The organism is Paenibacillus nuruki (assembly GCF_001721045.1).
Classification (GTDB): domain Bacteria; phylum Bacillota; class Bacilli; order Paenibacillales; family Paenibacillaceae; genus Saccharibacillus; species Saccharibacillus nuruki.
Genome location: NZ_MDER01000045.1, coordinates 55456 through 80199, shown reverse-complemented (window position 1 = coordinate 80199; position 24744 = coordinate 55456). Strand labels below are relative to the sequence as shown.

Here is a 24744-nt window from a genome sequence, read left to right as displayed (position 1 = left end):
TGCCTGACTATAGGACATTCCCTAATGGGCATATGATCATCTGAATATCATAATAAATAGTAACAAACACGAGTTGCAGTTCAATCCCATCTATTCATCGAATTGAATTGTGGTTCAAAAAGGAGTGTTTACTATTTATGAAACGCAAATTTAAGCTTAACTTTTTCAAACCGATCGAAAGTTACTCTAATCATTGGTCGGTTTTGGAAGAGAAAAATAGAGAATGGGAAAATATCTATCGTCAACGTTGGTCTCATGACAAAGTCGTTCGTACTACACACGGTGTGAATTGTACGGGATCTTGCAGTTGGAAAGTATTTGTCAAAAACGGAATTATCACTTGGGAAAATCAGCAAATCGATTATCCATCTTGTGGTGTAGATATGCCGGAATTTGAACCTCGTGGTTGTCCTAGGGGTGCTACATTCTCATGGTATGAATATAGCCCTTTGCGTATCAAATATCCGTATATGAGGGGGAAATTAGTCAAACTTTGGCAAGCCGCACTTGCTGAACATAATGATCCTATTAAAGCATGGGCAAGTATTGTGGAAGATCCTGAGAAATCACGCACGTACAAATCGGCTCGTGGTAAAGGTGGACATGTGCGTGTAAGTTGGGATGATGCAATGTACTTAATCTCAGCGCAATTAATCTATACGATTCGTAAATATGGACCTGATCGAATCGCAGGCTTTACGCCAATTCCAGCAATGTCGATGGTTAGTTACGCATCAGGTGCTCGCTTTATGTCATTGATCGGTGGCGAAATGTTGAGTTTTTATGATTGGTATGCCGATCTTCCTCCAGCTTCTCCACAAATCTGGGGTGAACAAACTGATGTCCCTGAATCTTCCGACTGGTACAATGCCGCTTACTTGATGATGTGGGGTTCGAATGTACCTTTAACTCGTACACCAGATGCTCACTTTATGACAGAAGTTCGTTATAAAGGAACTAAAGTAGTTTCTGTAGCTCCAGATTTGGCGGAAAATGTGAAATTCGCAGATCACTGGTTAGCTCCTCATCCAGGAACAGATGCAGCTTTAGCACAAGCTATGACTCATGTCATATTGGATGAATTTTATCAACAGCGTCAAGAAGAGACATTTATCAATTATGCAAAGCAATTTACAGATATGCCGTTTGTCATCTTATTAGATCCTCATGAAGATACGTTAAAAGGCGGACGTTTTTTACGTGCAAGTGATATTGGTGATGCTTCCGAACATTCTGAATGGAAGCCAGTCATTTACGATAATGTAGCAAATGAATTAATGATTCCTAATGGAACAATGGGTCAACGTTGGGAAAAAGATAAGCATTGGAATCTGATCTTAGAACGTGAAGATGGAACCAAAGTTGATCCTGCACTAAGTGTACAAGGACATGATGAAGAATGGGTAGAGATCGCATTCCCGTATTTTGATAATACAGGCAATGGCATTTTCAAACGTGTAATTCCAGCTAAAAAAATCACATTAGCAGATGGTACTGAACGTTATATCGCTACTGTGTATGACTTGATGATGAGTCAGTATGGTGTAGCACGTATTCCTCATGAATATAATGCCAAAGATTACAATGACGCGGATTCTTTCTATACCCCTGCTTGGCAAGAAAAGATTACCAGTGTGAAAGCTTCGGTGGTTGTACAGATCGCCCGTGAATTTGCACAGAATTCACTGGATACGGGTGGACGTTCCATGATTATTATGGGTGCTGGCATCAATCACTGGTTTAATAGCGATACTATTTATAGAGCGATTCTGAATCTGGTTGTACTGACTGCTTCTCAAGGAGTAAATGGAGGCGGATGGGCGCATTATGTAGGTCAGGAAAAATGCCGTCCAATCGAAGGTTGGTCTACAGTTGCATTTGCAAAAGACTGGCAAGGACCAGCACGTCTGCAAAATGCCACGTCGTTCTTCTATTTTGCAACAGAACAATGGAGATATGAAGAAAGTGGAACTGATTCATTAAAGTCTCCGCTTAGTGCTGAAGTGAGTTATCAGCATCCTGCTGATTATAATGTACTGGCTGCACGCTTGGGCTGGTTACCTTCGTATCCACAATTTGATAAAAATACATTGTTATTTGCGGAAGAAGCCGCACAACAAGGACTAACAACCAATCAGGAAATTATTGATTATTCTGTTGAAGCGATCAAATCGAGAAAAACAAAATTTGCTGTAGAAGATCCAGGAGCACCTGAGAACTTCCCTCGTTCTTTGTTTATCTGGCGCTCAAACTTAATATCCAGTTCTGCTAAAGGACAGGAATATTTTATGAAGCATCTACTCGGAGCATCAGATGATCTACTGGCAACACCTAATGAAGAACAAAAGCCGGAAGAAATCGTATGGCGAGAAGATGTACAGGGCAAGCTTGATCTGATGGTAGCTCTTGATTTCCGCATGACGACAACACCATTATATGCAGATGTTGTACTGCCAGCGGCAACATGGTACGAAAAAACAGATCTGTCTTCAACCGATATGCATCCATTTGTGCATCCATTTAATCCAGCAGTCAATCCGTTGTGGGAATCCAAATCAGATTGGGATATTTACCGCCAATTGGCTGAAGTCTTTTCCAATATGTCCAAAGATCATTTGCCAGGTGTATATAAAGATCTGGTTACTGCACCACTTGCTCATGATTCAATCGGTGAAATTTCTCAACCGATGGGGATGATTCGTGACTGGGCAAAAGGTGAAGTTGAAGCGATTCCAGGTAAAACGATGCCTAACTTTAGTATTGTTGAGCGTGATTATACCAAAATTTATGATAAATACGTGTCTCTTGGACCCAACCTTGCTATCGGTAAAACAGGAGCACATGGTGTGAGTTTTTCTGTAAAAGAAGAATATGAAGAACTCAAAAAGTTAAATGGTGTCTATTACGATGGCACGATCAAAGATGGATTGCCTAAATTAAGTACTGCTCGGCAGGTGGCTGATTCTATTCTTCATCTATCGTCTGCTACCAATGGACGTGTATCGCAAAAAGCATACAAACAAGCAGAGCTAGATAGTGGAGTAGAGTTATGTGATATCTCTGCCGATCGTGCAGCCGAAAAAATTACATTTCAAAGTATTACAGCGCAACCGCGTGAAGTCATTCCAACACCTGTATTCAGTGGATCGAATAAGCAAGGACGACGATATTCTCCTTTTACAACGAATATCGAACGATTAGTGCCTTTCCGTACATTGACAGGTAGACAGCATTTTTATATCGATCATGAAGTATTTATGCAGTTTGGAGAAGCGTTACCGGTATACAAACCGACATTACCTCCAATGGTCTTTGGTCCACGTGACAAAGAAATCAAAGGTGGGCAAGATGCACTGGTTCTACGTTATTTAACACCACATGGTAAATGGAATATTCACTCCACGTATCAGGATAACCAGCATATGCTGACACTGTTCCGTGGTGGACCTACTGTATGGATTAATAATGAAGATGCAGCTGAACATCATCTGGATGATAACGATTGGGTAGAAGTTTACAACCGTAATGGTGTGGTTACAGCACGTACCGTAGTAAGTCATCGGATGCCTCGTGGAACAATGTTTATGTATCATGCGCAAGATAAGCATATTAATGTACCGGGATCAGAAATTACAGATACTCGTGGAGGCAGTCATAATGCGCCAACACGTATTCATATGAAACCAACACAAATGGTAGGCGGTTATGCACAACTGAGTTATGGATTTAACTATTATGGACCCATCGGAAATCAGCGAGATGTCTATGTAGCTGTTCGCAAAATGAAGGAGGTTAACTGGCTTGAAAATTAAAGCGCAAGTAGCCATGGTAATGAACTTGGATAAATGTATCGGTTGTCATACATGTAGTGTGACATGCAAAACCACATGGACCAACCGTAAAGGTGCAGAATACATGTGGTTCAACAACGTAGAAACCAAGCCTGGTATCGGTTATCCCAAACGTTGGGAAGATCAGGAATTATATAAAGGCGGATGGCAACTACGCAAAGGCAAATTAGAACTAAAATCAGGCAATAAATTATCTAAAGTTGCTTTGGGTAAAATTTTCTACAATCCTGATATGCCTGAAATGAAAGATTATTATGAGCCATGGACATATAACTATGAAGAGTTAACCAATGCCAAAGATCAACAGCATTCACCTGTTGCACGACCACACTCTGTGATTACAGGCAAAAAAATGAATCTCGAGTGGGGTCCTAACTGGGAAGATGATCTAGCAGGTGCACATATCACTGGACCTTTAGATCCTAATATTCAAAAAATTGAAGAAGAAATCAAATTCAATTTTGAAAAATCATTTATGGTGTATTTACCAAGATTATGTGAGCACTGTCTGAATCCAAGTTGCGTTGCTTCTTGTCCATCTGGTGCGATGTACAAACGTGATGAAGATGGTATTGTGCTTGTCGATCAAGAAGCTTGTCGTGGTTGGAGATATTGCATGACCGGTTGTCCTTACAAAAAAGTCTACTTCAACTGGGAAACCAACAAAGCTGAAAAATGTACATTCTGTTTCCCACGTGTAGAAGCAGGCTTACCTACAGTATGCTCAGAGACATGTACAGGACGTATTCGCTATTTAGGTGTTCTGTTATACGATGCAGATCGAGTACACGAGATTGCTTCGACAGAAAATGAGCAAGATTTATACAAAGCACAATGTGATCTGTTCCTTGATCCAAATGATCCAGCGATTATTGCGCAAGCTCGCAAAGATGGAATTACAGAAGACTGGATCGAAGCGGCTAAAAATTCGCCAGTATACAAATTAGCTATAGAATACAAGCTGGCGTTCCCGCTTCATCCAGAATATCGTACATTGCCGATGGTCTGGTATGTACCGCCACTTAGTCCGATCATGAACTATTTTGAAGGTAGAGATTCAATAGCAAATCCAGATATGATTTTCCCGGCAATTGAAGAAATGCGGACACCGATTCAGTATTTGGCCAATATGCTAACTGCTGGAGATACGACAACAGTCAAAGAAGCATTACAACGGATGGCGATGATGCGTTCTTATATGCGGTCTATTACAACAGGGCAAGAGTTCGATCATAGTCGGTTAGAACGAATCGGGCTGACTGCTCGTCAGACTGATGAAATGTATCGTCTGCTAGCGATTGCAAAATATGAAGATCGCTTTGTGATTCCTCCTTCTCATAAAGAAGAGCATATGAATCCTTATCGTGCGCAGGGTGCCGCTGGATATAACGGAATGATGGGCAATACTTCGATGGGTGGCAGTGACTGCTCAGGTTGCGGAGCAGTAGAGTCTATGCGTAATTCAGAAGCAACTGATAAAGACGGCAAACCTATATTCGAAGAGAATTTTTATGGAGGGATTTGGCGTGATTAATTTAGATAAGCTGTACGACTATAAACCGTCATTTCATTTTTTTGCACAACAATTAATGTATCCAGAAAAGTTGGATTTTCATCCAACTCTTTTGGAGCAATCATTTGATCTGAATGACCCAACATACTCATATGTACAAACCTATTGGGATCAGATGCATCAGTATACCATGGATGAGATTAAAGAAATCTATACCAAGACATTCGATTTTCAAAAAGATTGTGCTTTATATATGACATACTTTAAGTTTGAAGATGCCAAAGAACGTGGACAAATGTTAGCTAAATTGAAAATTTTGTATGAAATGTTTGGCTTGCAAATGCCAGATGAAGAATTGCCTGACTATCTTCCATTGATGTGTGAATTTCTATATGCAGCAGAATGGAAAGGTGATCCTCATGCGGCAGAAAATTTCAAAATGTTAATCATGGTACTGGAAGACGGTACATTTCATTTGTTAAAAGCATTAGAAAAACTGGAAAGCCCTTATTTTCATCTGGTTAAAGCTCTGCGGGAAACGTTGAAAGATTGTGTTGAGCAGGAGGTACATCAGTAATGCATATGTTAGAGCAATTTTTGTGGATTATTGTGCCGTATGTTTGTATCGTGATCTTTATCGTTGGGCATATTTTCCGCTATCGTACCGATCAATTCAGTTGGACAGCCAAATCGAGTGAATTTATAGAGAAAAAGCAATTGATGATTGGAAGTATATTATTTCATCTAGGGATTATCCCGGTTATTATGGGGCATATTGTCGGTTTGTTTATCCCTAAATCATGGATGCACTTTTTTGGTGTTAACGATCATATGTATCATATTGGTGCCGTCTATGTGGGTGGATTTTTCGGATTGGCGACTCTGCTAGGAATGATTATTTTGACCTCACGTCGATTTACATTACAGAGTGTACGTCGCTTGAGTACAGTATCGGATCTGGTCGTTAATGTATTATTATTGTTTATTGTATTTATGGGTATGTATGCTACACTTTTCACAAATGCTGTACAACCAGAGTTTGATTATCGGGAAACGATCTCGATCTGGTTCCGTGGTCTATTTATGTTAAGTCCTGATCCTTCGCTGATGAGAACGGTACCCGTATCTTTTCAAATTCATGCATTAACAGGGTTTGCTATTTTTGCTTTTTGGCCATTCAGTCGTCTGGTTCATGTGTGGAGTGTTCCATTGAATTATGTAGGGAGAAGTTATATTCTATATAGAAGACATAAATCGAATTGAGGAAAGTGGGCTTAGCCTTCTTTCCCTATTTTATTATTAGGGGCCAATATATGATGAAAAATAGAGTGGATTATCAGCAAGAGCTTGATCAATTCCGTGAATGGTTAGGATATGATTTTATGTCGCTTGCCTTAGCTGAATCAGCAGAATACCACTATGTGATCAAATGGAAATACGCTACTGGTAATTTGAATGATTGCTTTAAAGGAATCGTTCTTCAATCCGGCCGAGGTATAGCTGGGATTGTATTCAAAACAGGAAAACCGATGATTATCGAAAATGTCGCCCAGCATATAGATAATGAATTACTATTTAACTATCCGATCGTTAGAATGGAAAAACTTAAAAGTCTGGTGGCTGTTCCTTTGTGGAATGATAATCGTGTCGCTGGTGTGTTACTTGGCGGATTTCGTAATGAACAACGTGTCACTATAGAGATGCTGCACCAGTTAGACGAATTGGCACATCAAGGAATCGGAACTTTAAATGGAAAGGAACTGAAGTTAAGTTGAGTATATCTAACCCTAATTATTCGATAAACTCACTAATGGCTAAATTGTACGAAAATAGTATGGAAGCTATTTTCTTTTTTGATCAACATGGGAAAGTATTAGCGATGAATCCAGCAGCTGAAGAAATTGTAGCAGATGATGTACTGGAACAGTTGTATAGCGGTCAAGCGAATGCAATTTGTGGAGTATGTCGTGGCTATATGAGTGAGACTGAGCTTAGAACATGTTTGACCTGTTATTTCAACGCACCGGATGTCGATGATTTTTCTTCTTTTCAAGTCTATCTGGATACGAAAGGCAAAGGGATTGTCTCTTATGCCGCTTCATATCATGTGATCGATTCTGATCAACAATTGTATGCGTTTATGCTCAAAGATTTGACCACTCAATTTAAAACGCAAGAAAAGTTTTATCAAAATACGATGATGAAGCATGTGATCGAAGCACAGGAAAATGAGCGTAAACGGATATCACGTGAGCTTCATGATAGTGTCGCTCAAGAATTGATGAGTGCGCTGATTGACCTTCGTGTATTTAAATATATGACCCAAGATACCACCTTATTGCAAAAAATGAAGCATACTGAAGCTTCAATGACACGATTGCTGGATGATATTCGTAACTTAGCCGTGGAACTTCGCCCAGCCGCTTTGGATGATTTCGGACTGGAAGCCGCTTTTCGCTCTCATTTCAAACGATTGCAAGAAAGTTATGGATTTACGGTTGAATTTGAATCGACGCTTTGTCAGAAACGATATAGCAGCGAGATCGAAACAGTGATCTATCGGATCTGTCAGGAAGCTGTACTGAATGCACTTAAGTATGCACAAACCGATAAGATCAAAGTATCAATCTATGAACAAAATAAGCTGTTACAGCTAATCGTTGAAGATGAAGGTATTGGTTTTGAAATAGGCAGTGACCCTATAGGGACAGGGCTTGGATTATATGGAATCAGAGAACGTGCCGAATTGGTCGGCGGTATAGTCAATATATATGCTACACCGGGAAAAGGAACCAAAATTCATTTACAAATTTCTATATTGGATTAGAGGAAAGGATTGCTTGATGAGAATAGTTATTGCAGATGATCATGCAATCGTACGTAGTGGATTTGCGATGATCTTGAATTTTCAAGAAGATATGGAAGTAGTAGCTACAGCCGCAGACGGTATCGAAGCTTACACGATGGTAGCAAAACATCAACCGGATATATTAATTATGGATTTGAGTATGCCTCCTGGAGAGAGCGGGCTTATTGCTGTAGGTAAAATTAAAGAAGATTATGCAGATACACAGATTCTTATTTTGACAATGCATGATGATGATGAGTATTTATTTCATGTATTGCGTCATGGGGCTTCAGGATATGTACTGAAAAATGCACCGGATGAAGAACTTCTTTTGGCGATACGTACGATCTATACGGGAGGAACGTATATTCATCCCAAGCTTGCTACTTCATTGGTACGTGAATTTGTGAAAAAAGACAGTACATCGTCTACAGGAGATGTATTTGAACTTCTATCCAAGCGAGAGCTCGAAATACTACCATTGATCGCCAAAGGATATGGTAATAAAGAAATCGCCGAAAAGCTATTTATTTCGGTGAAAACAGTAGAAGCGCATAAAGCTAAAATTATGGAAAAATTAAATTTGAAAAACAGACCAGAATTGGTCGAATATGCGCTCAAAAAGAAGCTATTAGACTTTTAACATGCAAAGAAAGCACCTACGGGTGCTTTTTTTATTTTTTTGAGGGTTTACCCTACATCATAGAGGGCGTTCCCTTATATAAGAATAACGTTCGCCTCGTTACAATAAAAGCATAGATAAATATCTATCATAGATTGATAACATGTTCGAAGGGTGAATGAGATGATTAAAAAAGTGCAGTTACCATTACAAACTTTAAATCTGATTGTTGGTTTTATGGTCTGGGTGATTATTTCTTCGTTGATGCCTTTTATCAGAGAAGACATCCAGATTCCTACAAGTAAACTTGCTATTGTGACAGCTCTACCCGTAGTACTTGGTTCTGTGTTACGGATTCCACTCGGGTATTACGCTAATATTTTTGGAGCAAGAGTGATTTTTGGAGTTAGTTTTGTTTTATTATTATTTCCTGTGTACTATATCAGTGCAGCTTCTACATTTACAGATTTGATTATTGGAGGATTATTTTTAGGCATCGGGGGCGCTGTATTCTCGGTAGGGGTGACTTCTTTACCTAAGTATTATCCCAAAGAAAAGCATGGATTTGTCAACGGTATCTATGGTATAGGCAACCTGGGGACTGCGATTACAACCTTTTCTGCTCCGATTATTGCGACTCAAATCGGCTGGTCTTTAACCGTAAAATTATACTTAATTCTATTGTTAATTTTTATTTTACTTAATGCTTTTCTTGGAGATCGTCATGAACCAAAAGTGAAAACACCTATTATAGAACAGATTAAAGGCATTTATAAAAATGAAAAACTGTGGTTTTTCTCCTTATTCTACTTTATAACATTTGGTTCATTTGTAGCTTTTACCGTTTATTTACCTAACTTTTTAGTATCGAATTTTGATCTCACCAAAGTAGATGCTGGAATGCGAACAGCAGGTTTTATCGCAGTTGCTACTTTTTTCCGTCCTATTGGAGGATGGTTAGGGGATAAATTTAAACCATTATTATTGTTAATGATGACGTTTGGGATTTATACGGTAGCAGCAATTATCCTCGCTTTTTCACCATCAATTCATATGTATACGATCGGTTGTCTGGCGATTGCACTATCGGCTGGTATCGGTAATGGCGTTATTTTCAAATTAGTGCCGTTCTACTTTAATAAACAAGCAGGTATTGCTAACGGTATTGTCTCTATGATGGGTGGTCTGGGTGGATTTTTCCCGCCTTTGATGTTAGCAGCTATTCATTCAATGACCGGGCAGTATTCTATCGGATTTATGTTATTATCTCAAGTGGCATTAGTTAGTCTGGTACTTGCCGTCTGGTTACATTATCAGGGTCGATTGGCGATGTCCTCTGAAGTGTTCGATTCTACAGGGCAAGGGATTATGGTAACCGATGTAGAGGGTCAGATTCAGACAGTTAATCCTGCATTTACAGCATTGACCGGTTATACCAAAGATGAAGTGATTCATCACCAACCAAGTATTCTCAAATCAGGACGACAATCAAAAGAGTTCTATCATCAAATGTGGCAAAAAATTAAAGCACAAGGCAGCTGGCAAGGCACGATCTGGAATAAGCGTAAAAATGGAGAAGAATATCTACAATGGCTAAATATTAGTGCTGTCAAAGATGAGACAGGCGAAGATGTGCGTTATGTTGCTACATTTAGTGATTTGACGAATGAACAATTTTTGAAAAATACAGACAAAGTATAAAATCATGCTAGGCTAGTACACCGGTATAGTGGAAGGAAGATGGTTATGCAAAGTTATCTATTAACAGACCAATATCGACGACCTATTCAAGATTTGCGTATATCCGTTACAGATCGTTGTAATTTTCGCTGTTCTTATTGTATGCCCAAAGAAATTTTCGGAACAGATTGTGCTTTTATGCACAAAGATGAATTGTTGTCTTTTGAAGAAATCATGAGATTGGTATCTTTATTCGCTTCTCAAGGAGTGTCTAAGATTCGTCTGACTGGTGGAGAACCTTTGCTAAGAAATGATCTTCCTGTACTCGTGGCTGCTATTAAGCAAATCCCTGAGATCAAAGATCTGGGATTAACGACCAATGGTACATTGCTAGGGAAGCAAGCACAATCTTTATACGATGCTGGGTTAAGACGATTGAACATTAGTCTGGATGCACTTGATCCTAAATTATTTGGACAAATGAACGGTAGAGGAATTCCGACAGATCATATATTAAAACAAATTCATTATGCTCAGCAAATAGGCTTTAAAATCAAAATAAATATGGTTGTCCAAAAAAATGTGAATGATGCTGAGATTATACCGATGGCTCAATATTTCAAAAATTGTGGAATTACATTACGGTTTATCGAATTTATGGATGTGGGCAATGATAATAGTTGGAGTTTCCAAAAGGTAGTGACCAAGCAAAACATTTTGCAAAAGTTACAACAATCTTTTCAGCTAGAACCTATTGAACCCACTCGCTTTGGCGAAGTAGCGAAATATTACCGTTATGCTGAAAGCGATGCACAGGTTGGATTTATTACTTCGGTATCTGAATCTTTTTGCTCTTCTTGCACGCGCGGACGATTATCGTCAGACGGTACATTTTATAATTGTTTATTTGCTTCTCAAGGATTAGATCTTCGTGATTTGTTACGTCATGGAGCAGATGATCATACGTTACTACAAGCTATTGTGCAGACATGGACACAGCGCAAAGATCGTTATTCCGATGAGCGTACAGCTCAGACTGCTGTATCCAGACCTAAAATAAGTATGTCTTATATCGGTGGTTAAGTAAGAAAAGGAGGTTGGGAAGTGAATCGTTATATTCCTAATCAGCACGGTGCATGGGTCATGCTTATTCTTCCTTTTTTATTCGGATTAGTCGCTTTTGGAGGACAGTCGCTTCATATTTTGTTATTTATTAGCTGGTTGCTATTGTATTTATTAAGCTTCCCTGTATTGCAATGGATCAAAACGGGTAAAGCCTACAAATACCGTCAACCTGCTCTGGTATATGCAGGATTATCTATACCTGTACTCAGTCTATTATTAATATATCAACCTGATCTTATCGGGTACGGTATCTTTTTAGGAATATGTTTTGTGCTTAATATGTATTATGCTCGTACACGCAATGAACGGGCGTTGATCAATGATATGATCGCTATCGTTATGTTTTGTTCATTTATCTATCCTGTGATGTATATAGGTAGAACGACCGATTGGCGACTAGCAACGACTCTATTTGTAATTGCTGTGCTTTATTTTGTTGGAACAGCATTATATGTCAAAACGATGCTCAGAGAACGAGGAAATGTCCATTATTATATCGGTTCTATCTTTTATCATATCGTCATCTGCGGGTTGGTCAGTTGGATGAATATAGGGTTGATAATCAGCTTTGCGCTATTGTTATTAAGATCGATTATATTGCCTCATTTCAAATTAAAATCTAAACATGTAGGAATAATAGAGATATGTTTTGCAGTCCTTCTTTATGTTTCGATCACTATTCTTTATTCCTAAAAGGAGAGCTTCAAATGCTACCTAGCATGAATACAGCGAATTATGATCAATATCCATTTATCGTGATCTGGGAAGTAACACGTGCTTGTGCACTCAAATGTCTTCATTGCAGAGCTGAAGCTCAATATCACCCCGATCCTAATCAATTGACTTTTGCAGAAGGTAAGCAGTTAATTGACCAAATTGCTGAGATGAATCATCCTCTATTTGTATTTACAGGTGGCGATCCATTGATGCGTCCTGATCTGTATGAATTAGCTCAATATGCGATTGAAGAAAAGAAACTGCCTGTCTCGATGACACCTAGTGCTACGCCTAAAGTGACTCGCCATGCTGTCGCTCGAGCCAAAGAAATAGGGTTATCACGGTGGGCATTTAGCTTGGACGGTTCGAATGCCCAGATTCATGATCACTTTCGCGGTACACCAGGTTCGTATAATCGTACAATGAAAGGTATTCAATATTTGCAAGAATATCATATTCCGATTCAGATCAATACGACAGTCTCTCGATATAATCTGCATGATCTTCCACAGATTGCAGAGCAAGTGCGCCAGATGAAAGCTGTTTTGTGGAGCTTATTTTTTCTTATTCCTACAGGTCGTGGTATGCAAAAAGATATGATTACACCGGATGAGCATGACGAAGTAATGAAGTGGTTATATCAGATGCAACAACATATGCCTTTTGGAGTTAAAGCAACCGAAGCGCCCCATTATCGTAGAGTAGTGATTCAGCAAAATGTTTTGGCACAAGCAGAAGCTACATTATCTTCACAACAGCAACTTCCTTTCAAAAAATCAGATACATTAGGTCGTGCTCCAAAAGGGGTTAATGATGGAGATGGATTTGTATTTATTAGTCATACAGGCGAAGTCTATCCTAGCGGATTTTTACCTCTTTCATGTGGAAATATAAAGGAGCAATCTTTGGCTGATATTTATCAATACTCACCGATTATGCAAAATCTGCGTAATAAATCATTACTCAAAGGTAAATGCGGAGTCTGTGAATACAAACAAAGATGTGGTGGCTCAAGAGCAAGAGCTTTCGCAGTGACAGGCGATTATCTAGAAAGCGATCCTTATTGCTCATATATTCCACAGAACTAAAGAGGAGAGCACATACGATGACTACAAAAACAAAAAAGATCGTTATCTTAGGCGGGGGCATTAGTGGTTTAAGTGCGGCTTACTATGTGAAAAAAATCGCAAATGAACAACAAATTCCTGTCGAGATTACATTGATTGAAAAAGAAAATCGGTTAGGTGGCAAGTTACATACGGTCAAACGGAATGGATTTACTATTGAAAAAGGACCGGATGCTTTTTTAGCTCGCAAACCAGCCATTTTAGAATTAACAAAGTTATTGCATATAGAAGATCAACTTGTAGCTACCAATCCAGAAGCAGGGATTACCCGTATTCTTCACAAAGGTAAGTTACACCCGATGCCAATGGGATTTGTATTAGGGATACCGACACAGATTACCCCTTTTATCAAAACAGGACTTATTTCCCCGCTTGGTAAAGTGAGAGCCTTATTTGATCTAGTGATTCCAGCACGACAAGGAGAGCAAGATGAATCGCTAGGTAACTTTATTGAACGGCGCTTGGGCAAAGAAGTGCTGGAACAGATTACTGAACCTTTACTAGCGGGCATCTATGCAGGCGATACAAGGTCACTCAGTCTTACAGCAACATTCCCACAATTTCAGCAGATGGAACAGCAACATGGTAGTCTTATTAAAGGAATGATCGGTGGAAAAAAAAGAAAAGTGTCAACGAATGTATCAGAATCCCCAAAACCTTCATCTGCTACAACCAATCAATCACCATCTATTCCTAAAAGTATGTTTCTTTCTTATAAGGGTGGATTATCTTACCTCATTGAGCAGTTAAAAAAGAATCTGGAATCTGTTCATTTCAGGTTAGGAGAAAGTGTTCGTTCTGTGCAAAAATATCATCAACAGTATAATCTTATACTAGATAATGGAGAAGAGATTGAAGCCGATCAAGTCATCTCCACCATACCTGCATATGCAGCGGCTCATATATTTGCACATGTCCCTAATACAGAGCACTTACAACATATTCATTATGTCTCTGTTGCGAATATAGCTTTAGCTTTCCCTTATACTGTGCTCAAAGAATCATTGCGAAGTCCTGGATTTCTAGTACCACGTAAAGAAGGGAAAATGATTACGGCATGTACAATCTCATCAATCAAATGGAATCATACTGCGCCTACAGATCAGGTCTTGTTACGTGTCTATATCGGTCGTGCTGGAGCAGAAGAATGGGTAGATATGACTGATGAGCAGTTGGTCACCGCTGCCCGTCAAGATTTGCAAGAATTGCTCGGTATCGAAGCCCAACCACAACTGATCGAAATCAGTCGTTGTATTCAATCTATGCCACAGTATCCATTAGATCATCGTCAACAAATGGATTTACTTCGCAGACAACTGGCACAACAGATGCCGGGTGTATGGTTATCTGGAGGGGGATACGATGGAGTAGGGATTCCAGATTGTATTGCACATGCTAAAAAAACAGCAGAACAAGTTATACAACATATACAGACCAATAGCTAAAAAGTAATGGAATCATCATTATGCGTTGTCTAATATAGAATAAACCCATTGAATAAAGAGTTGTTTAACCATAAAAAAACACCCTAATTCATATGACAATGAGTTAGGGTGTTTTCGCAGCATATTTTTATGAATGTATTGAAGATATACTATTTTGTTGTATTTCATATACATTGAATTGTTAAGTATATTGAAAATAATTAACTATTAACCGAGTTGTGTTGGCCATCATCTTTAGCAGACTCAAAATTGCCAGCACCTACACGTTTTTTGATTTCTTCTTCTGTTAACTCAGGAGCTGCTGGTTGTAGCAGAATATGACTTTCATCTTCTTTCGCATCGGCATTTTCGACACGAGCAAAACCTGCATTGGTCTGACGACCGATACGTTCACGCTCTTCTCGGCTTGTAATCACATGTTTATCAGGGGAATCCATTATATGTCCTCCTTAATAATTATATTTTTACATCTGTTATTTATTAACCGAGAATAAACGATACTCAAACAATCACCTATTCAGTTGCAGACAAAAGATAACAATACATGTACGTCTTGTGAATAGTCAGCATTTAGCAGATCATGCTACGGGTTGATTACCTTTTCCAGTAAAGCATCGCCTTCTGCATTAACGCGGATAGAAGCGAATCTGGCGGTTCTTTCCACTTTTAAACCTGTTCGTACGGCATTTAATCGTAACATGGTTAATATGCCTCCTCAGATATTGTGAAATGGAACAGTAAAAGTACGAATATTATAGATCCGTTCGTTTCTCAATCGCTTCAGACATCGTTTTATCGGTAAGATGAGCATAGATTTCTGTTGTTTCCGTAGAAGCATGTCCGAGCTGCTCTTTGGTTTTATAAATATCATTTTGTAAATAGTAATCTGTCGCAAACGAATGACGTAATTTGTGTACAGTCAGATACGGTTTACCAAAACTCTTTGCATACTTCATAATCATGGCTTGAATAGCGCGCTTGGTCATGCGCTTACCAGAAGATTGTCCATTCGGACGAGCAACAAATAACGCTGTTTCTTTTTTAGGCGTACGATAGCGTGTTTCACGTAATTCTAGATAAGTTTTGATCTCGTCTTTGGCTTGCTCACGGAAATAAATGGGTGTTTTGAATGTCTCATCATTATTACCTTTACGAGATACGTACATTAACTTCTGATTGAGATCCAGATCAACCAAATTGAGATTAACCACTTCAGATACCCGCAAGCCTGAATTCAAAATAAGGCTAGTAATGCAGGCATCACGTTCACGATTCAGTTCGTAAGAGTATAATGCTTGCTTATTCGTAGCAATATCTTCACGATAACCTTCCAGAATATAACCGACAAATTCCAGTAATTCATCTTCTTCTAAAATTTTACCTTTTAATTTGGCAGCTGTATCTTTGGGTTTGTGCATTCGTTTGACTTCGACTTTTGCCATAATATTACGTTTGAGCAAAGGATAAAAATTATCATCTTCAGCAATCTGGCTTAAATAATGAAATAGTGAGCGAAGAGACGATAATTTGCGTGATACAGTTACTCTTGTATTGGTACCTTCTGTTCGAGTCGTTAAATGAAGACGATAATTCGTAATATCTTCCATCCGTAACGTTTCCAATTCGATTAATTGTATTTGTGTATAATGGGTAGCTGTCGATAACCCTTCAACAATCATCCAACCGAAAAAAGATTCATAATCGCGTATGTACTCTAACAGTGTAGACGGAGAAAGATCTGGTAATTTATAATTCATAAATTGCTCTACAAACCACGGCATAGAAGGCAATTTTTGATCTAATTTCGCTCGATCTGCTATTTTTTGGATACTCATGTGGATACTCACCTCTACCCCGATTGTAGCATAAATCAAAGAGAATCATAGGTTTCTTCAATTGGAAATGATTTGCTTCTTTTGACGTGAAAAGTATATAGTAAAAAGATAAGAAAAAGTGCATTTGGATACCAAAGACCTGACTTCAATGACGGAGGTTCATCATGAGATTAAAGCTTGAACAAGTGCCACGCAGTCGCAGACGTGTGATCCGAGAAATGATGCAATTGTATCTTTATGATTTTACATATTATTTGAGTATTGATCTGGATGATAAAGGTCGATTTCCAGAATATCCAGGGTTAAATCAGTATTGGAGTCAACCGGAGAAGAAGTTTCCATTTTTGATTTATGCTGATTCTTATATTGCAGGCTTTGCTTTAGTCGATCGATTGAAAGATTCTTCTGAAGGTGATTACTATATGACTGAATTTTTTATTTTGAAAAAATACAGGCGTACAGGAATAGGTAAATGGGCAGCTCATCAATTATTCGCTCGTTATATCGGCAAATGGAAAGTTACACAAGTACAAACCAATCGTCCTGCACAGTTGTTCTGGCGTCAGGTGATTGGAGAATATACCAAAGAGCAGTATCGAGAAGTCGTTCATCCAGAATACGGTAATCCCAGTCAGTATTTTGATACTCACAAAGCAGAATAAACCAGATGATCCCTAATCACAGCATAGAGAGGAAGACACATTATGTATTTACCATCATTTTCATTATCAGATAAAAAAGCGATTGTCACTGGAGCCGGCAAAGGTATTGGACAAGCATTGGCGATTGGGCTTGCTCAAGCAGGAGCAGATGTAGGGTTGATTGCTAGAACAGGTTCAGATCTAGAAGTGACCAAGCAGTTGATCGAAAAACATAGTAGTCGCAAAGCTATCTGTATTCCAGCCGATGTAACAGATCGTGAACAAATGCAATCTGCATTTGATCGTTTTGAATTGGCATTTGGCGCACCGGATATTCTGGTCAATAATGCAGGAATGAATATTCGCTCCAAAGCATTAGATGTAACCGATAGCGAGTGGCATACCATTGTAGATACTAATTTACATTCAGCCTTAATTGCTTCGCAAATGGCAGCACATTTAATGAAGGAACACGGTGGCGGTAAAATTATCAATATTGCTTCGGTTGGTGGACACACCGCTTTGCGAACAGGGGTAGTCTATGGCGCAACCAAAGCAGGGTTAATTCATATGACCAAAATTTTAGCGATGGAATGGGCACAATACGGTATTCAAGTTAACGGAGTCGGTCCATGGTATTTCCGTACGCCACTGACAGAAACTATTCTAGCTGATGAACAATATATGCAAGATATTCTAGATCGAACGCCGATGAAACGTGTCGGTAATTTGGAAGAAGTCGTAGGCCCAGTCGTCTTTTTAGCTTCTGAAGCCGCTGGATATATTACGGGTCAGACGATTATGGTAGATGGTGGAATGTCTGTGTTTGGATTTTGATGAAATAAATGATAACACACTGAGTAAAATGGCTTAGTGTGTTTTATCATTTATCCGAAACATCATATATGAAAGGAGTGTTAGATTGAAAGAATTAATAGCAAAATTAGATCATATCCATGCATATTATAAAAATTTAATCGATCAAGATGAATCTATCTATTACATTACTGAACTACATGAAGAATTTGCAGATGAATTTAAAAAGTATGCCCCAAATGAAATATTTAATGCAGATCTTAGTACATATACTTCTTACATAGAACCAACATGTTGGTCTGGAACAATTCAACAGCGTATACAAGATGCAGAAAATCGCTATACAATGAAAAAGTGGTTGTCTAAAAGCTTTTTCGAATGGTTTCCTAAATATAGCTTTTTGGAGAAGTACGATCTGAGTGATTATTCTAAAATCAATAATGAGTTGAATTACATGAATGAATTGCGTAGTTGCGCGTTACAAATTATTGCTACATATGAGCAAAGCTTAGCTAATAAATATATATAAATAAAAAGATAGTAGATCATATTATAGTAGACGGTGCACTGTCTATTTTAACCTTTAAAGAACTTGTTATTAAAGATTATTCCTAATACACTAAGTGTAATTACTTAGTGTATTTTATGATGTCATGAAGTTTGATTTGAAAAGAGAGGATGCTCACTATGACTATGAAATCGATCGAACAACTGGTAGATATAAACGAACATGCTTGGCAGGAAATTCAGGATGTTTTGAATCAAGGGGAAACGCCGTACACGATCTTGCCTAAAAAAGATCTGCAAGCGCAAACGACTTTGTTACAAATGCAAATAACTACTAAATCATATCTAGGTTGTATCGCCTACGAAACAGGTGGGATTTTGTTTGATCAGGGTTGGATCAAGTTGTTGGGATCGGGTAATGAACATATTTATGGAGATTTGTTATCATGGAATGGACAATCGCAACCAGAATCTGGAGCGTCTATTATTACCCAACCTCTTGCTAAAGCACTGGTTGTTGCTTATGATGTCGTAGGTGGATTTTTTGCTTTGAATGGTGGAGGACTAGGTGAACAACCTTCGATCTATTATTTTGCGCCGGATACATTAGAATGGGAAGATACCGAGTTATCTTATTCTGAGTTTGTGATCTGGTTAGCGTCTGGACGTTTGAGTCAGTTTTATGAAACGATGCGTTGGAATGGCTGGCAAGATGACATTTCTGCACTTTCACCTGATCGTGCTATTCATTTTTACCCGCCACTGTGGACACAAGAAGGATCTACTGATCAGAGTAGCAAAAAAGCTGTGCCTGTAGCTGAGTTTTGGAATATGAATATCGTTGGAAAATAAATAAAATCAATCATAAGCATAGAAACACGAAAAGCTCTTAAATTACATAGGAGCTTTTTTGCTTTTTATTGTCAGTATTATTGACTATTTTAGAGTAGAATTATCCTATTTAACTATATCTATTCATTTGAAAGACAAATACGACATATATTGGAGTGTATATATGCCATATTTACGCATATCTATATCTCCTTTAGAATAAATGTAAGAATTGCTAACAAAAGAAGGAGATGACATCATGCACAAGCTATCTGCTGTTCCTGAACCGAATATCACGTATCAACCCAAACAGTATGAGTGTAAACGGGCAGAAGGACAAAGTGATTGGAGTGGAAGATTAGATCAGCCCTTTTGGAAAAAAGCGAACTGGACAGATGAGTTTGTAGATATCGAAGGTGATTTGAAACCTTTACCTACCAAGCAGACCCGTGTCAAAATGCTCTGGGATGATGAGTATTTCTATATTGGTGCTGAATTAGAAGATAATGAAATATGGGCCAATCAGACAGAGCGGGATTCTGTTATTTTTTATGATAATGATTTTGAAGTTTTTATAGATGCTGATGGAGATACTCATCATTATTATGAGTTTGAGATCAATGCTCTGAATACAGTTTGGGATTTATTATTATCCAAGCCGTATCGAGATCAGGGACCTGCAATTAATGGCTGGGATATCAGTGGATTACGAACAGCTGTCTATATTGATGGAGAGTTGAATAATCCACAAGCGAACAATCGCAAATGGAGTGTCGAGATTGCAATGCCCTGGTCGATTTTGAAAGAATGTTCGCTACATAAGCGTGCGCCAATAGCGGGTGAGAACTGGCGTGTGAATTTTTCTCGTGTACAATGGCAAGTAGATATTGTAGATAACCAATATGTCAAAAGAATCAATCCAGCAACAGGCAATTCTTTTCCAGAAGATAACTGGGTGTGGAGTCCAATGGGCATTGTGAATATGCATTATCCTGAGCTGTGGGGATATGTCATTTTTGTTGATGAGCAGACAACAGAAGATTCTCAACAGCCTTTATATATAACAAACATAGAACAATACAAATGGTTACTGCGTCAGCTATATTATCGTCAGCGTCAGTATGCAAGTGAGCATGACCGATATTGCGATCAACTGGAAATAATATATGCCATGTTACCTGTAGATATACAAAGTATTGCCCGTATGGAACAACTTCAATTGGAAACAACAAGTAGTATGTTCCAAATGTCTATCATCGTACCTGATCAGCAGGTTAGGCTCTGTATCCGTCAAGATGGATGGGTATGGGAAGAAGCATAATCATTGTCAGACGCTAGCATACTCTTATCAACAAACAGTCGCCAAGCTATCGACGATCAACAGTATAGATCATCAGGAGGGATATTCATGACCACACGTACAGCTTATGGATTGAATCTGGATCTTATTAAAGAAAAGTTAGCATGGAAAAAAGAGCAAGCACAAGGACGAGCAGAATCATTATTTGATGTGTTTGACCAACCTCTGTCAGAGCAAGAAGAACAGTTGCTTCAATTTTTGTATGCGTATATGCCACTACATGATCTAGCTGATTACGACGGTGCTTTTTTCCTGCAACATATTCGGCAGGTATTACAGGTTCAAGCGGAAATGCCGTGGGGTTCGCATATTCCAGCTGATATTTTTGTGAATTATGTCCTCCCGTATCGAGTCAATAATGAGAATATCGATCAGAGTCGGTCTGTTATTTATAAAGAGTTAGCCGATCGAGTCCAACATTTATCCATGACTAACGCTATATTGGAAACGAATTATTGGTGTCATGAACGAGCCACATATATAGGCACAGATATACGCACTGTTTCTCCATTAACGATAATGAGGACTGCGCTCGGGCGTTGCGGAGAACAATCGACTTTGACTGTAACTGCTTTACGCAGTGTCGGGATTCCTGCACGTCAGTGTTATACGCCTCGCTGGGCACATTGTGATTCTAATCATGCATGGGTCGAAGCATGGGCAGATGGGAAGTGGCACTTTCTAGGTGCATGTGAACCTGAGCCGATATTGGATGAAGGATGGTTTCGCTTACCCGCTAAGCGTGCAATGTTAGTGCATACGCGCGTATTTGCGGATTATAATGGCCCTGAAGAAGTAACCACTACACATCCATGGTATACCGAGATCAATCTGTTAGATCATTATGCTTCAGTGAAATCAATTCATGTGGATACAGTAAATGAAGCAGGTGAACCTGTTGTAGCCGAAGTTCAGTTTCAATTGTACAATTCGGCTGAATTTTATCCGCTAACTTCGTTAATGACCGATGATCATGGACGAGCTTCATTAACTACAGGTTATGGTGACCTACTAATTCATGCGCGCACATCTTCATCATGGGGAACTTCATTTATCGATACTCGTCATTCCTCAGAGTTCAAAGTAGTATTGAAGTACCAGACCCAATCTGCCTACACATCAAGTCTGATTACTGAAAAGAATAAAGCTTTATTCACCGAAGAATGGAAAATGACACCCCCTGTTGCTCCTGCTATGGATAGTGGCATCAAGCTAGACGAGCCAATCATTGAACAACATACACAAAGAATCAAAGCAGGGACAGCTATTCGTACTGCGTTTGAACAGACTTTTATAGATCAGGAGCAAGCTCAACATGCTGCTGAAGCATGGCAATTACCTGTAGATCGGGTAGGGCATATACTGCAAACGGCTAAAGGAAACGGACAGGAAATAGCTACTTTTATCAATGAATGTTCAGCATCTGAACGAGAGTTAGGTTTGCGTTTATTAGAAAGTTTACGTCCGAAAGACTTAACCGATACATGTAGAGCCATATTGCAGGATTATTTGCAAGGTGCACTATTATTAAATCAACCTACAGAAGATATGGCGAAAGATTGGGATGCCTATGTTCTTTGTCCGCGGGTACATTTTGAAATGCTTACTCCTTATCGAGCATATTTCAGTAAGCAATGGAGTAAAGTGCAACAAGATCAATTTCGCTCAGATCCAATGCAGTTAGCCGCTGTATTAGAACAAGAACTGATTATAAATGATGATGTGGATCGTTATACAGGAATGGCTACACCTGCCAAAGCACATCAGTTAGGAACGACTGACTCGGTTAGTCGGGATATTGTATTTGTAGCGGCTGCACGTAGTCTAGGAATCTTTGCACGTTTAGAACCTTTGAACGCAATGCCTCAATATCAAGTACAAGGAGTATGGCATTCGGTACAATGGTCAAAAGATCAGTCTATCTCAGAAGAGACCGATACGCTTACCTCATCTGCTTCCAATACAGGCAATATTATATTCACACGTACAGTAGATTCTTTAGAAGTGGTTGCAGAATACCAGCATAATTTTACAGTCGCTATTTTGAAAAAAGGTCATTATCGTACATTAGATATTCCTTATGGTGAAAAAGATGTGTATGATCAACCGTATACAGTTTTAGCAGGAGAGTACCGTTTGACAACAGGTACGCGTCTGGAAGATGGAAGTGTGTTAGGCACATTTGTTTATTTCACAGTAGAACCTGAACAAGAAGTAGCTGTAGAATTAGTATTCCGCACAGAACAGCAACAGATACCCATTCTGCTAGAAAAATTACCAGAAAATCTACAACATCAATTGCATAACGTACAAACAAAGAATACAGCAGTAGATGTAACATCAGGTAGCATTTTGGCATGGCTTGAACCTGAACGTGAACCTACCAAGCATTTGTTACGTGAATTAGCGGAACTTAGAGTAGAACTTGAATCGTGGACAGGGGATATTTGCCTATTGATCGCAGATCCATCAGAGCAAGCAGTCGTAACCCTTGATCCTTTACCTGCACAATCCCATATAGAGATAGATCCACGTCATCAATCACTGTCACAATGGTCTGAGCTGCTTCCTTCCTTAAATGGAGACCAGCTACCTGTGGTGATTGTTGTAGATCAACAAAATCGGGTTCGCTATAGTTTGCAAGGATACAAACTGGGTACAGGTAAAGAACTGTTACGTGTGGTTCATCAGATGAATCCTGAAGGTTCCTGATTATTTTTGGGAAAGCAATACATGTGCTTTATAAAATAAGTCCTATATAAAAAAGACTCTATTGTTAATCGATTAGCAATAGAGTCTTTGCTATGTAGAATCGGATGGATAGCGTGCAAAGTAGTGAATTTCACAAGCGTCGGTTAATGGTGTTATAATTTTAAAAGATAAAGGAGGGGGAACATGTTACGAAATAAATTAACTTTTAGGATTATTAGTATGGTTTTCGTTGTAATAGTTATTGGTCTTTGTATTTGGGAATTTGTTACCAAACAGTATACTGGCTATACATATTTATTTCTCGGATTAATGATGATTTCTACTGGAATATTTGTTTTTCAAGATCAAAGAAAAACATTGGCATATATGTATTGGGTGACAGGAATCATTATTTTAATTGCTTTTGGAGTAGCTATTTAGCAATTATAAAAAGGTTTTACATAATTATTTCAAAAAGCAGCTAAGCTTGTATAAGGAGCAAATCATGTTTAAAAGGTTAAAAATAATATTCCGGCATGACCTATTCAAAAGATTGATCGTTACAGGAATGTTTGTATTTATACTTTCGTTTAGTATCATTGAATCTATGATTATATCTGGCTTTAAGATCAATGATACTCAAGTCAAAGATATAGATTATATGATTATTCTGGGTTCCGGGCTTAGAGGTTCTGAGCTTTCGATCATCTTACAACAACGAGTAGATACAGGAATCGTATATCTCAAACAGCATCCTGATATTCCTGTTATTGTATCAGGTGGTCAAGGTCCAGGTGAAGATATCCCGGAAGCAGAAGCAATGAGTCGGTACCTAGTCAATCAAGGAATCGATCAGAATCGTATTATTCAAGAAAATCGTTCGACCAGCACGTTTGAAAACTTAACATTTTCTAAAGATATTTTGCAATCGAAAGGTGTAAATCATGCTTCCATTATAATTGTTACAAGCAATTATCATCTTTATCGTGCTGAAATGATTGCTTCTACGCTTGGATACAACGTGCACGGCATAGCAAGTCCATCTCTAAGGTATTTGCTACCGCAGAATATGCTACGTGAATATCTGGCGATGATTAAAGCAATGTTACAGCTTTCCTAAAATATTGAGGTATAA

22 protein-coding genes are annotated in these 24744 nt (G+C 38.7%); 20 read left to right on the top strand and 2 right to left on the bottom strand.

Annotated elements, in window-relative coordinates; all coding sequences use genetic code 11:
* Window positions 1-137 precede the first annotated feature (137 nt).
* The 12 genes from PTI45_RS13605 to hemG all read left to right on the top strand — a co-directional run bounded on the left by PTI45_RS13605 (window position 138) and on the right by hemG (window position 14928).
* A complete protein-coding gene (locus PTI45_RS13605) occupies window positions 138-3812 on the top strand; it encodes a nitrate reductase subunit alpha (RefSeq protein WP_069328141.1) in 3675 nt (1224 codons plus the stop codon).
* On the top strand, window positions 3802-5385 hold the full coding sequence (gene narH, locus PTI45_RS13600; RefSeq protein WP_069328140.1) for a nitrate reductase subunit beta: 1584 nt from the start codon (window positions 3802-3804) through the stop codon (window positions 5383-5385). The genes PTI45_RS13605 and narH overlap by 11 nt, the downstream gene beginning before the upstream one ends.
* A complete protein-coding gene (gene narJ / locus PTI45_RS13595) occupies window positions 5378-5941 on the top strand; it encodes a nitrate reductase molybdenum cofactor assembly chaperone (RefSeq protein ID WP_069328139.1) in 564 nt (187 codons plus the stop codon). The genes narH and narJ overlap by 8 nt, the downstream gene beginning before the upstream one ends.
* Complete coding sequence (gene narI / locus PTI45_RS13590; protein WP_069328138.1) at window positions 5941-6627, top strand: respiratory nitrate reductase subunit gamma; 687 nt, start codon at window positions 5941-5943, stop codon at window positions 6625-6627. The genes narJ and narI overlap by 1 nt, the downstream gene beginning before the upstream one ends.
* 53 nt (window positions 6628-6680) lie before the next feature.
* Window positions 6681-7139 (top strand): GAF domain-containing protein, encoded by a 459-nt coding sequence (locus PTI45_RS13585; protein WP_069328168.1) that lies wholly within the window; start codon window positions 6681-6683, stop codon window positions 7137-7139.
* 35 nt (window positions 7140-7174) lie between these two features.
* Window positions 7175-8191 (top strand): sensor histidine kinase, encoded by a 1017-nt coding sequence (locus PTI45_RS13580; protein WP_175425183.1) that lies wholly within the window; start codon window positions 7175-7177, stop codon window positions 8189-8191.
* 16 nt (window positions 8192-8207) lie between these two features.
* Window positions 8208-8855, top strand: a complete 648-nt coding sequence (locus PTI45_RS13575) for a response regulator transcription factor (RefSeq protein WP_069328136.1) — start codon at window positions 8208-8210, stop codon at window positions 8853-8855.
* 162 nt (window positions 8856-9017) lie between these two features.
* Window positions 9018-10535, top strand: coding sequence for a nitrate/nitrite transporter (locus PTI45_RS13570; protein ID WP_069328135.1), 1518 nt, complete (start codon window positions 9018-9020; stop codon window positions 10533-10535).
* Between the two features lie 45 nt (window positions 10536-10580).
* Window positions 10581-11597, top strand: a complete 1017-nt coding sequence (gene moaA / locus PTI45_RS13565; RefSeq protein WP_069328134.1) for a GTP 3',8-cyclase MoaA — start codon at window positions 10581-10583, stop codon at window positions 11595-11597.
* Between the two features lie 21 nt (window positions 11598-11618).
* Window positions 11619-12332 (top strand): YwiC-like family protein, encoded by a 714-nt coding sequence (locus PTI45_RS13560; RefSeq protein WP_083243533.1) that lies wholly within the window; start codon window positions 11619-11621, stop codon window positions 12330-12332.
* 14 nt (window positions 12333-12346) lie between these two features.
* Window positions 12347-13444, top strand: a complete 1098-nt coding sequence (locus PTI45_RS13555; protein WP_069328133.1) for a TIGR04053 family radical SAM/SPASM domain-containing protein — start codon at window positions 12347-12349, stop codon at window positions 13442-13444.
* Window positions 13445-13461: 17 nt separating this feature from the next.
* Complete coding sequence (hemG, locus tag PTI45_RS13550; protein WP_069328132.1) at window positions 13462-14928, top strand: protoporphyrinogen oxidase; 1467 nt, start codon at window positions 13462-13464, stop codon at window positions 14926-14928.
* Between the two features lie 200 nt (window positions 14929-15128).
* On the opposite strand, the gene PTI45_RS13545 is transcribed toward hemG, so the two are convergent.
* Window positions 15129-15365, bottom strand: coding sequence for a hypothetical protein (locus tag PTI45_RS13545; protein ID WP_069328131.1), 237 nt, complete (start codon window positions 15363-15365; stop codon window positions 15129-15131).
* 315 nt (window positions 15366-15680) lie between these two features.
* A complete protein-coding gene (gene xerS, locus PTI45_RS13540) occupies window positions 15681-16763 on the bottom strand; it encodes a tyrosine recombinase XerS (RefSeq protein ID WP_069328130.1) in 1083 nt (360 codons plus the stop codon).
* A gap of 164 nt (window positions 16764-16927) precedes the next feature.
* Here xerS and PTI45_RS13535 point away from each other — a divergent pair, with 164 nt between their 5' ends.
* The 8 genes from PTI45_RS13535 (at window position 16928) to PTI45_RS13500 (ending at window position 24729) form a co-directional block, all read left to right on the top strand.
* The gene (locus PTI45_RS13535; protein ID WP_069328129.1) at window positions 16928-17425 is read left to right on the top strand and encodes a GNAT family N-acetyltransferase; all 498 of its coding nucleotides are present in this window, start codon (window positions 16928-16930) and stop codon (window positions 17423-17425) included.
* Between the two features lie 42 nt (window positions 17426-17467).
* A complete protein-coding gene (locus PTI45_RS13530; protein ID WP_069328128.1) occupies window positions 17468-18241 on the top strand; it encodes an SDR family NAD(P)-dependent oxidoreductase in 774 nt (257 codons plus the stop codon).
* 85 nt (window positions 18242-18326) lie between these two features.
* Window positions 18327-18749 (top strand): YxiJ family protein, encoded by a 423-nt coding sequence (locus PTI45_RS13525; protein WP_069328127.1) that lies wholly within the window; start codon window positions 18327-18329, stop codon window positions 18747-18749.
* 158 nt (window positions 18750-18907) lie between these two features.
* On the top strand, window positions 18908-19579 hold the full coding sequence (locus PTI45_RS13520; protein ID WP_069328126.1) for a DUF2625 family protein: 672 nt from the start codon (window positions 18908-18910) through the stop codon (window positions 19577-19579).
* A gap of 238 nt (window positions 19580-19817) precedes the next feature.
* Entirely contained in the window at window positions 19818-20879 is a 1062-nt protein-coding gene (locus PTI45_RS13515; protein WP_069328125.1) for a carbohydrate-binding family 9-like protein, read from the top strand.
* 87 nt (window positions 20880-20966) lie between these two features.
* On the top strand, window positions 20967-23630 hold the full coding sequence (locus tag PTI45_RS13510; protein ID WP_069328124.1) for a transglutaminase-like domain-containing protein: 2664 nt from the start codon (window positions 20967-20969) through the stop codon (window positions 23628-23630).
* Window positions 23631-23813: 183 nt separating this feature from the next.
* Entirely contained in the window at window positions 23814-24050 is a 237-nt protein-coding gene (locus PTI45_RS13505; protein WP_069328123.1) for a DUF3953 domain-containing protein, read from the top strand.
* A gap of 166 nt (window positions 24051-24216) precedes the next feature.
* Window positions 24217-24729: a YdcF family protein gene (locus tag PTI45_RS13500; RefSeq protein ID WP_175425182.1), complete on the top strand. Its 513-nt coding sequence runs from the start codon at window positions 24217-24219 to the stop codon at window positions 24727-24729.
* Window positions 24730-24744: the final 15 nt, after the last annotated feature.

Excerpts from the sequence above, each read along its gene's own strand:
- narI (WP_069328138.1), top strand. The coding sequence starts at position 5,941 with ATGCATATGTTAGAGCAATTTTTGTGGATTATTGTGCCGTATGTTTGT.
- PTI45_RS13505 (WP_069328123.1), top strand. The coding sequence starts at position 23,814 with ATGTTACGAAATAAATTAACTTTTAGGATTATTAGTATGGTTTTCGTT.
- xerS (WP_069328130.1), bottom strand. The coding sequence starts at position 16,763 with ATGAGTATCCAAAAAATAGCAGATCGAGCGAAATTAGATCAAAAATTG.
- PTI45_RS13585 (WP_069328168.1), top strand. The coding sequence starts at position 6,681 with ATGAAAAATAGAGTGGATTATCAGCAAGAGCTTGATCAATTCCGTGAA.
- PTI45_RS13535 (WP_069328129.1), top strand. The coding sequence starts at position 16,928 with ATGAGATTAAAGCTTGAACAAGTGCCACGCAGTCGCAGACGTGTGATC.
- PTI45_RS13520 (WP_069328126.1), top strand. The coding sequence starts at position 18,908 with ATGACTATGAAATCGATCGAACAACTGGTAGATATAAACGAACATGCT.
- PTI45_RS13575 (WP_069328136.1), top strand. The coding sequence starts at position 8,208 with ATGAGAATAGTTATTGCAGATGATCATGCAATCGTACGTAGTGGATTT.
- PTI45_RS13530 (WP_069328128.1), top strand. The coding sequence starts at position 17,468 with ATGTATTTACCATCATTTTCATTATCAGATAAAAAAGCGATTGTCACT.
- PTI45_RS13580 (WP_175425183.1), top strand. The coding sequence starts at position 7,175 with ATGGCTAAATTGTACGAAAATAGTATGGAAGCTATTTTCTTTTTTGAT.
- PTI45_RS13555 (WP_069328133.1), top strand. The coding sequence starts at position 12,347 with ATGCTACCTAGCATGAATACAGCGAATTATGATCAATATCCATTTATC.
- moaA (WP_069328134.1), top strand. The coding sequence starts at position 10,581 with ATGCAAAGTTATCTATTAACAGACCAATATCGACGACCTATTCAAGAT.
- PTI45_RS13570 (WP_069328135.1), top strand. The coding sequence starts at position 9,018 with ATGATTAAAAAAGTGCAGTTACCATTACAAACTTTAAATCTGATTGTT.
- PTI45_RS13605 (WP_069328141.1), top strand. The coding sequence starts at position 138 with ATGAAACGCAAATTTAAGCTTAACTTTTTCAAACCGATCGAAAGTTAC.
- PTI45_RS13500 (WP_175425182.1), top strand. The coding sequence starts at position 24,217 with ATGATTATATCTGGCTTTAAGATCAATGATACTCAAGTCAAAGATATA.
- PTI45_RS13515 (WP_069328125.1), top strand. The coding sequence starts at position 19,818 with ATGCACAAGCTATCTGCTGTTCCTGAACCGAATATCACGTATCAACCC.
- PTI45_RS13545 (WP_069328131.1), bottom strand. The coding sequence starts at position 15,365 with ATGGATTCCCCTGATAAACATGTGATTACAAGCCGAGAAGAGCGTGAA.
- PTI45_RS13510 (WP_069328124.1), top strand. The coding sequence starts at position 20,967 with ATGACCACACGTACAGCTTATGGATTGAATCTGGATCTTATTAAAGAA.
- hemG (WP_069328132.1), top strand. The coding sequence starts at position 13,462 with ATGACTACAAAAACAAAAAAGATCGTTATCTTAGGCGGGGGCATTAGT.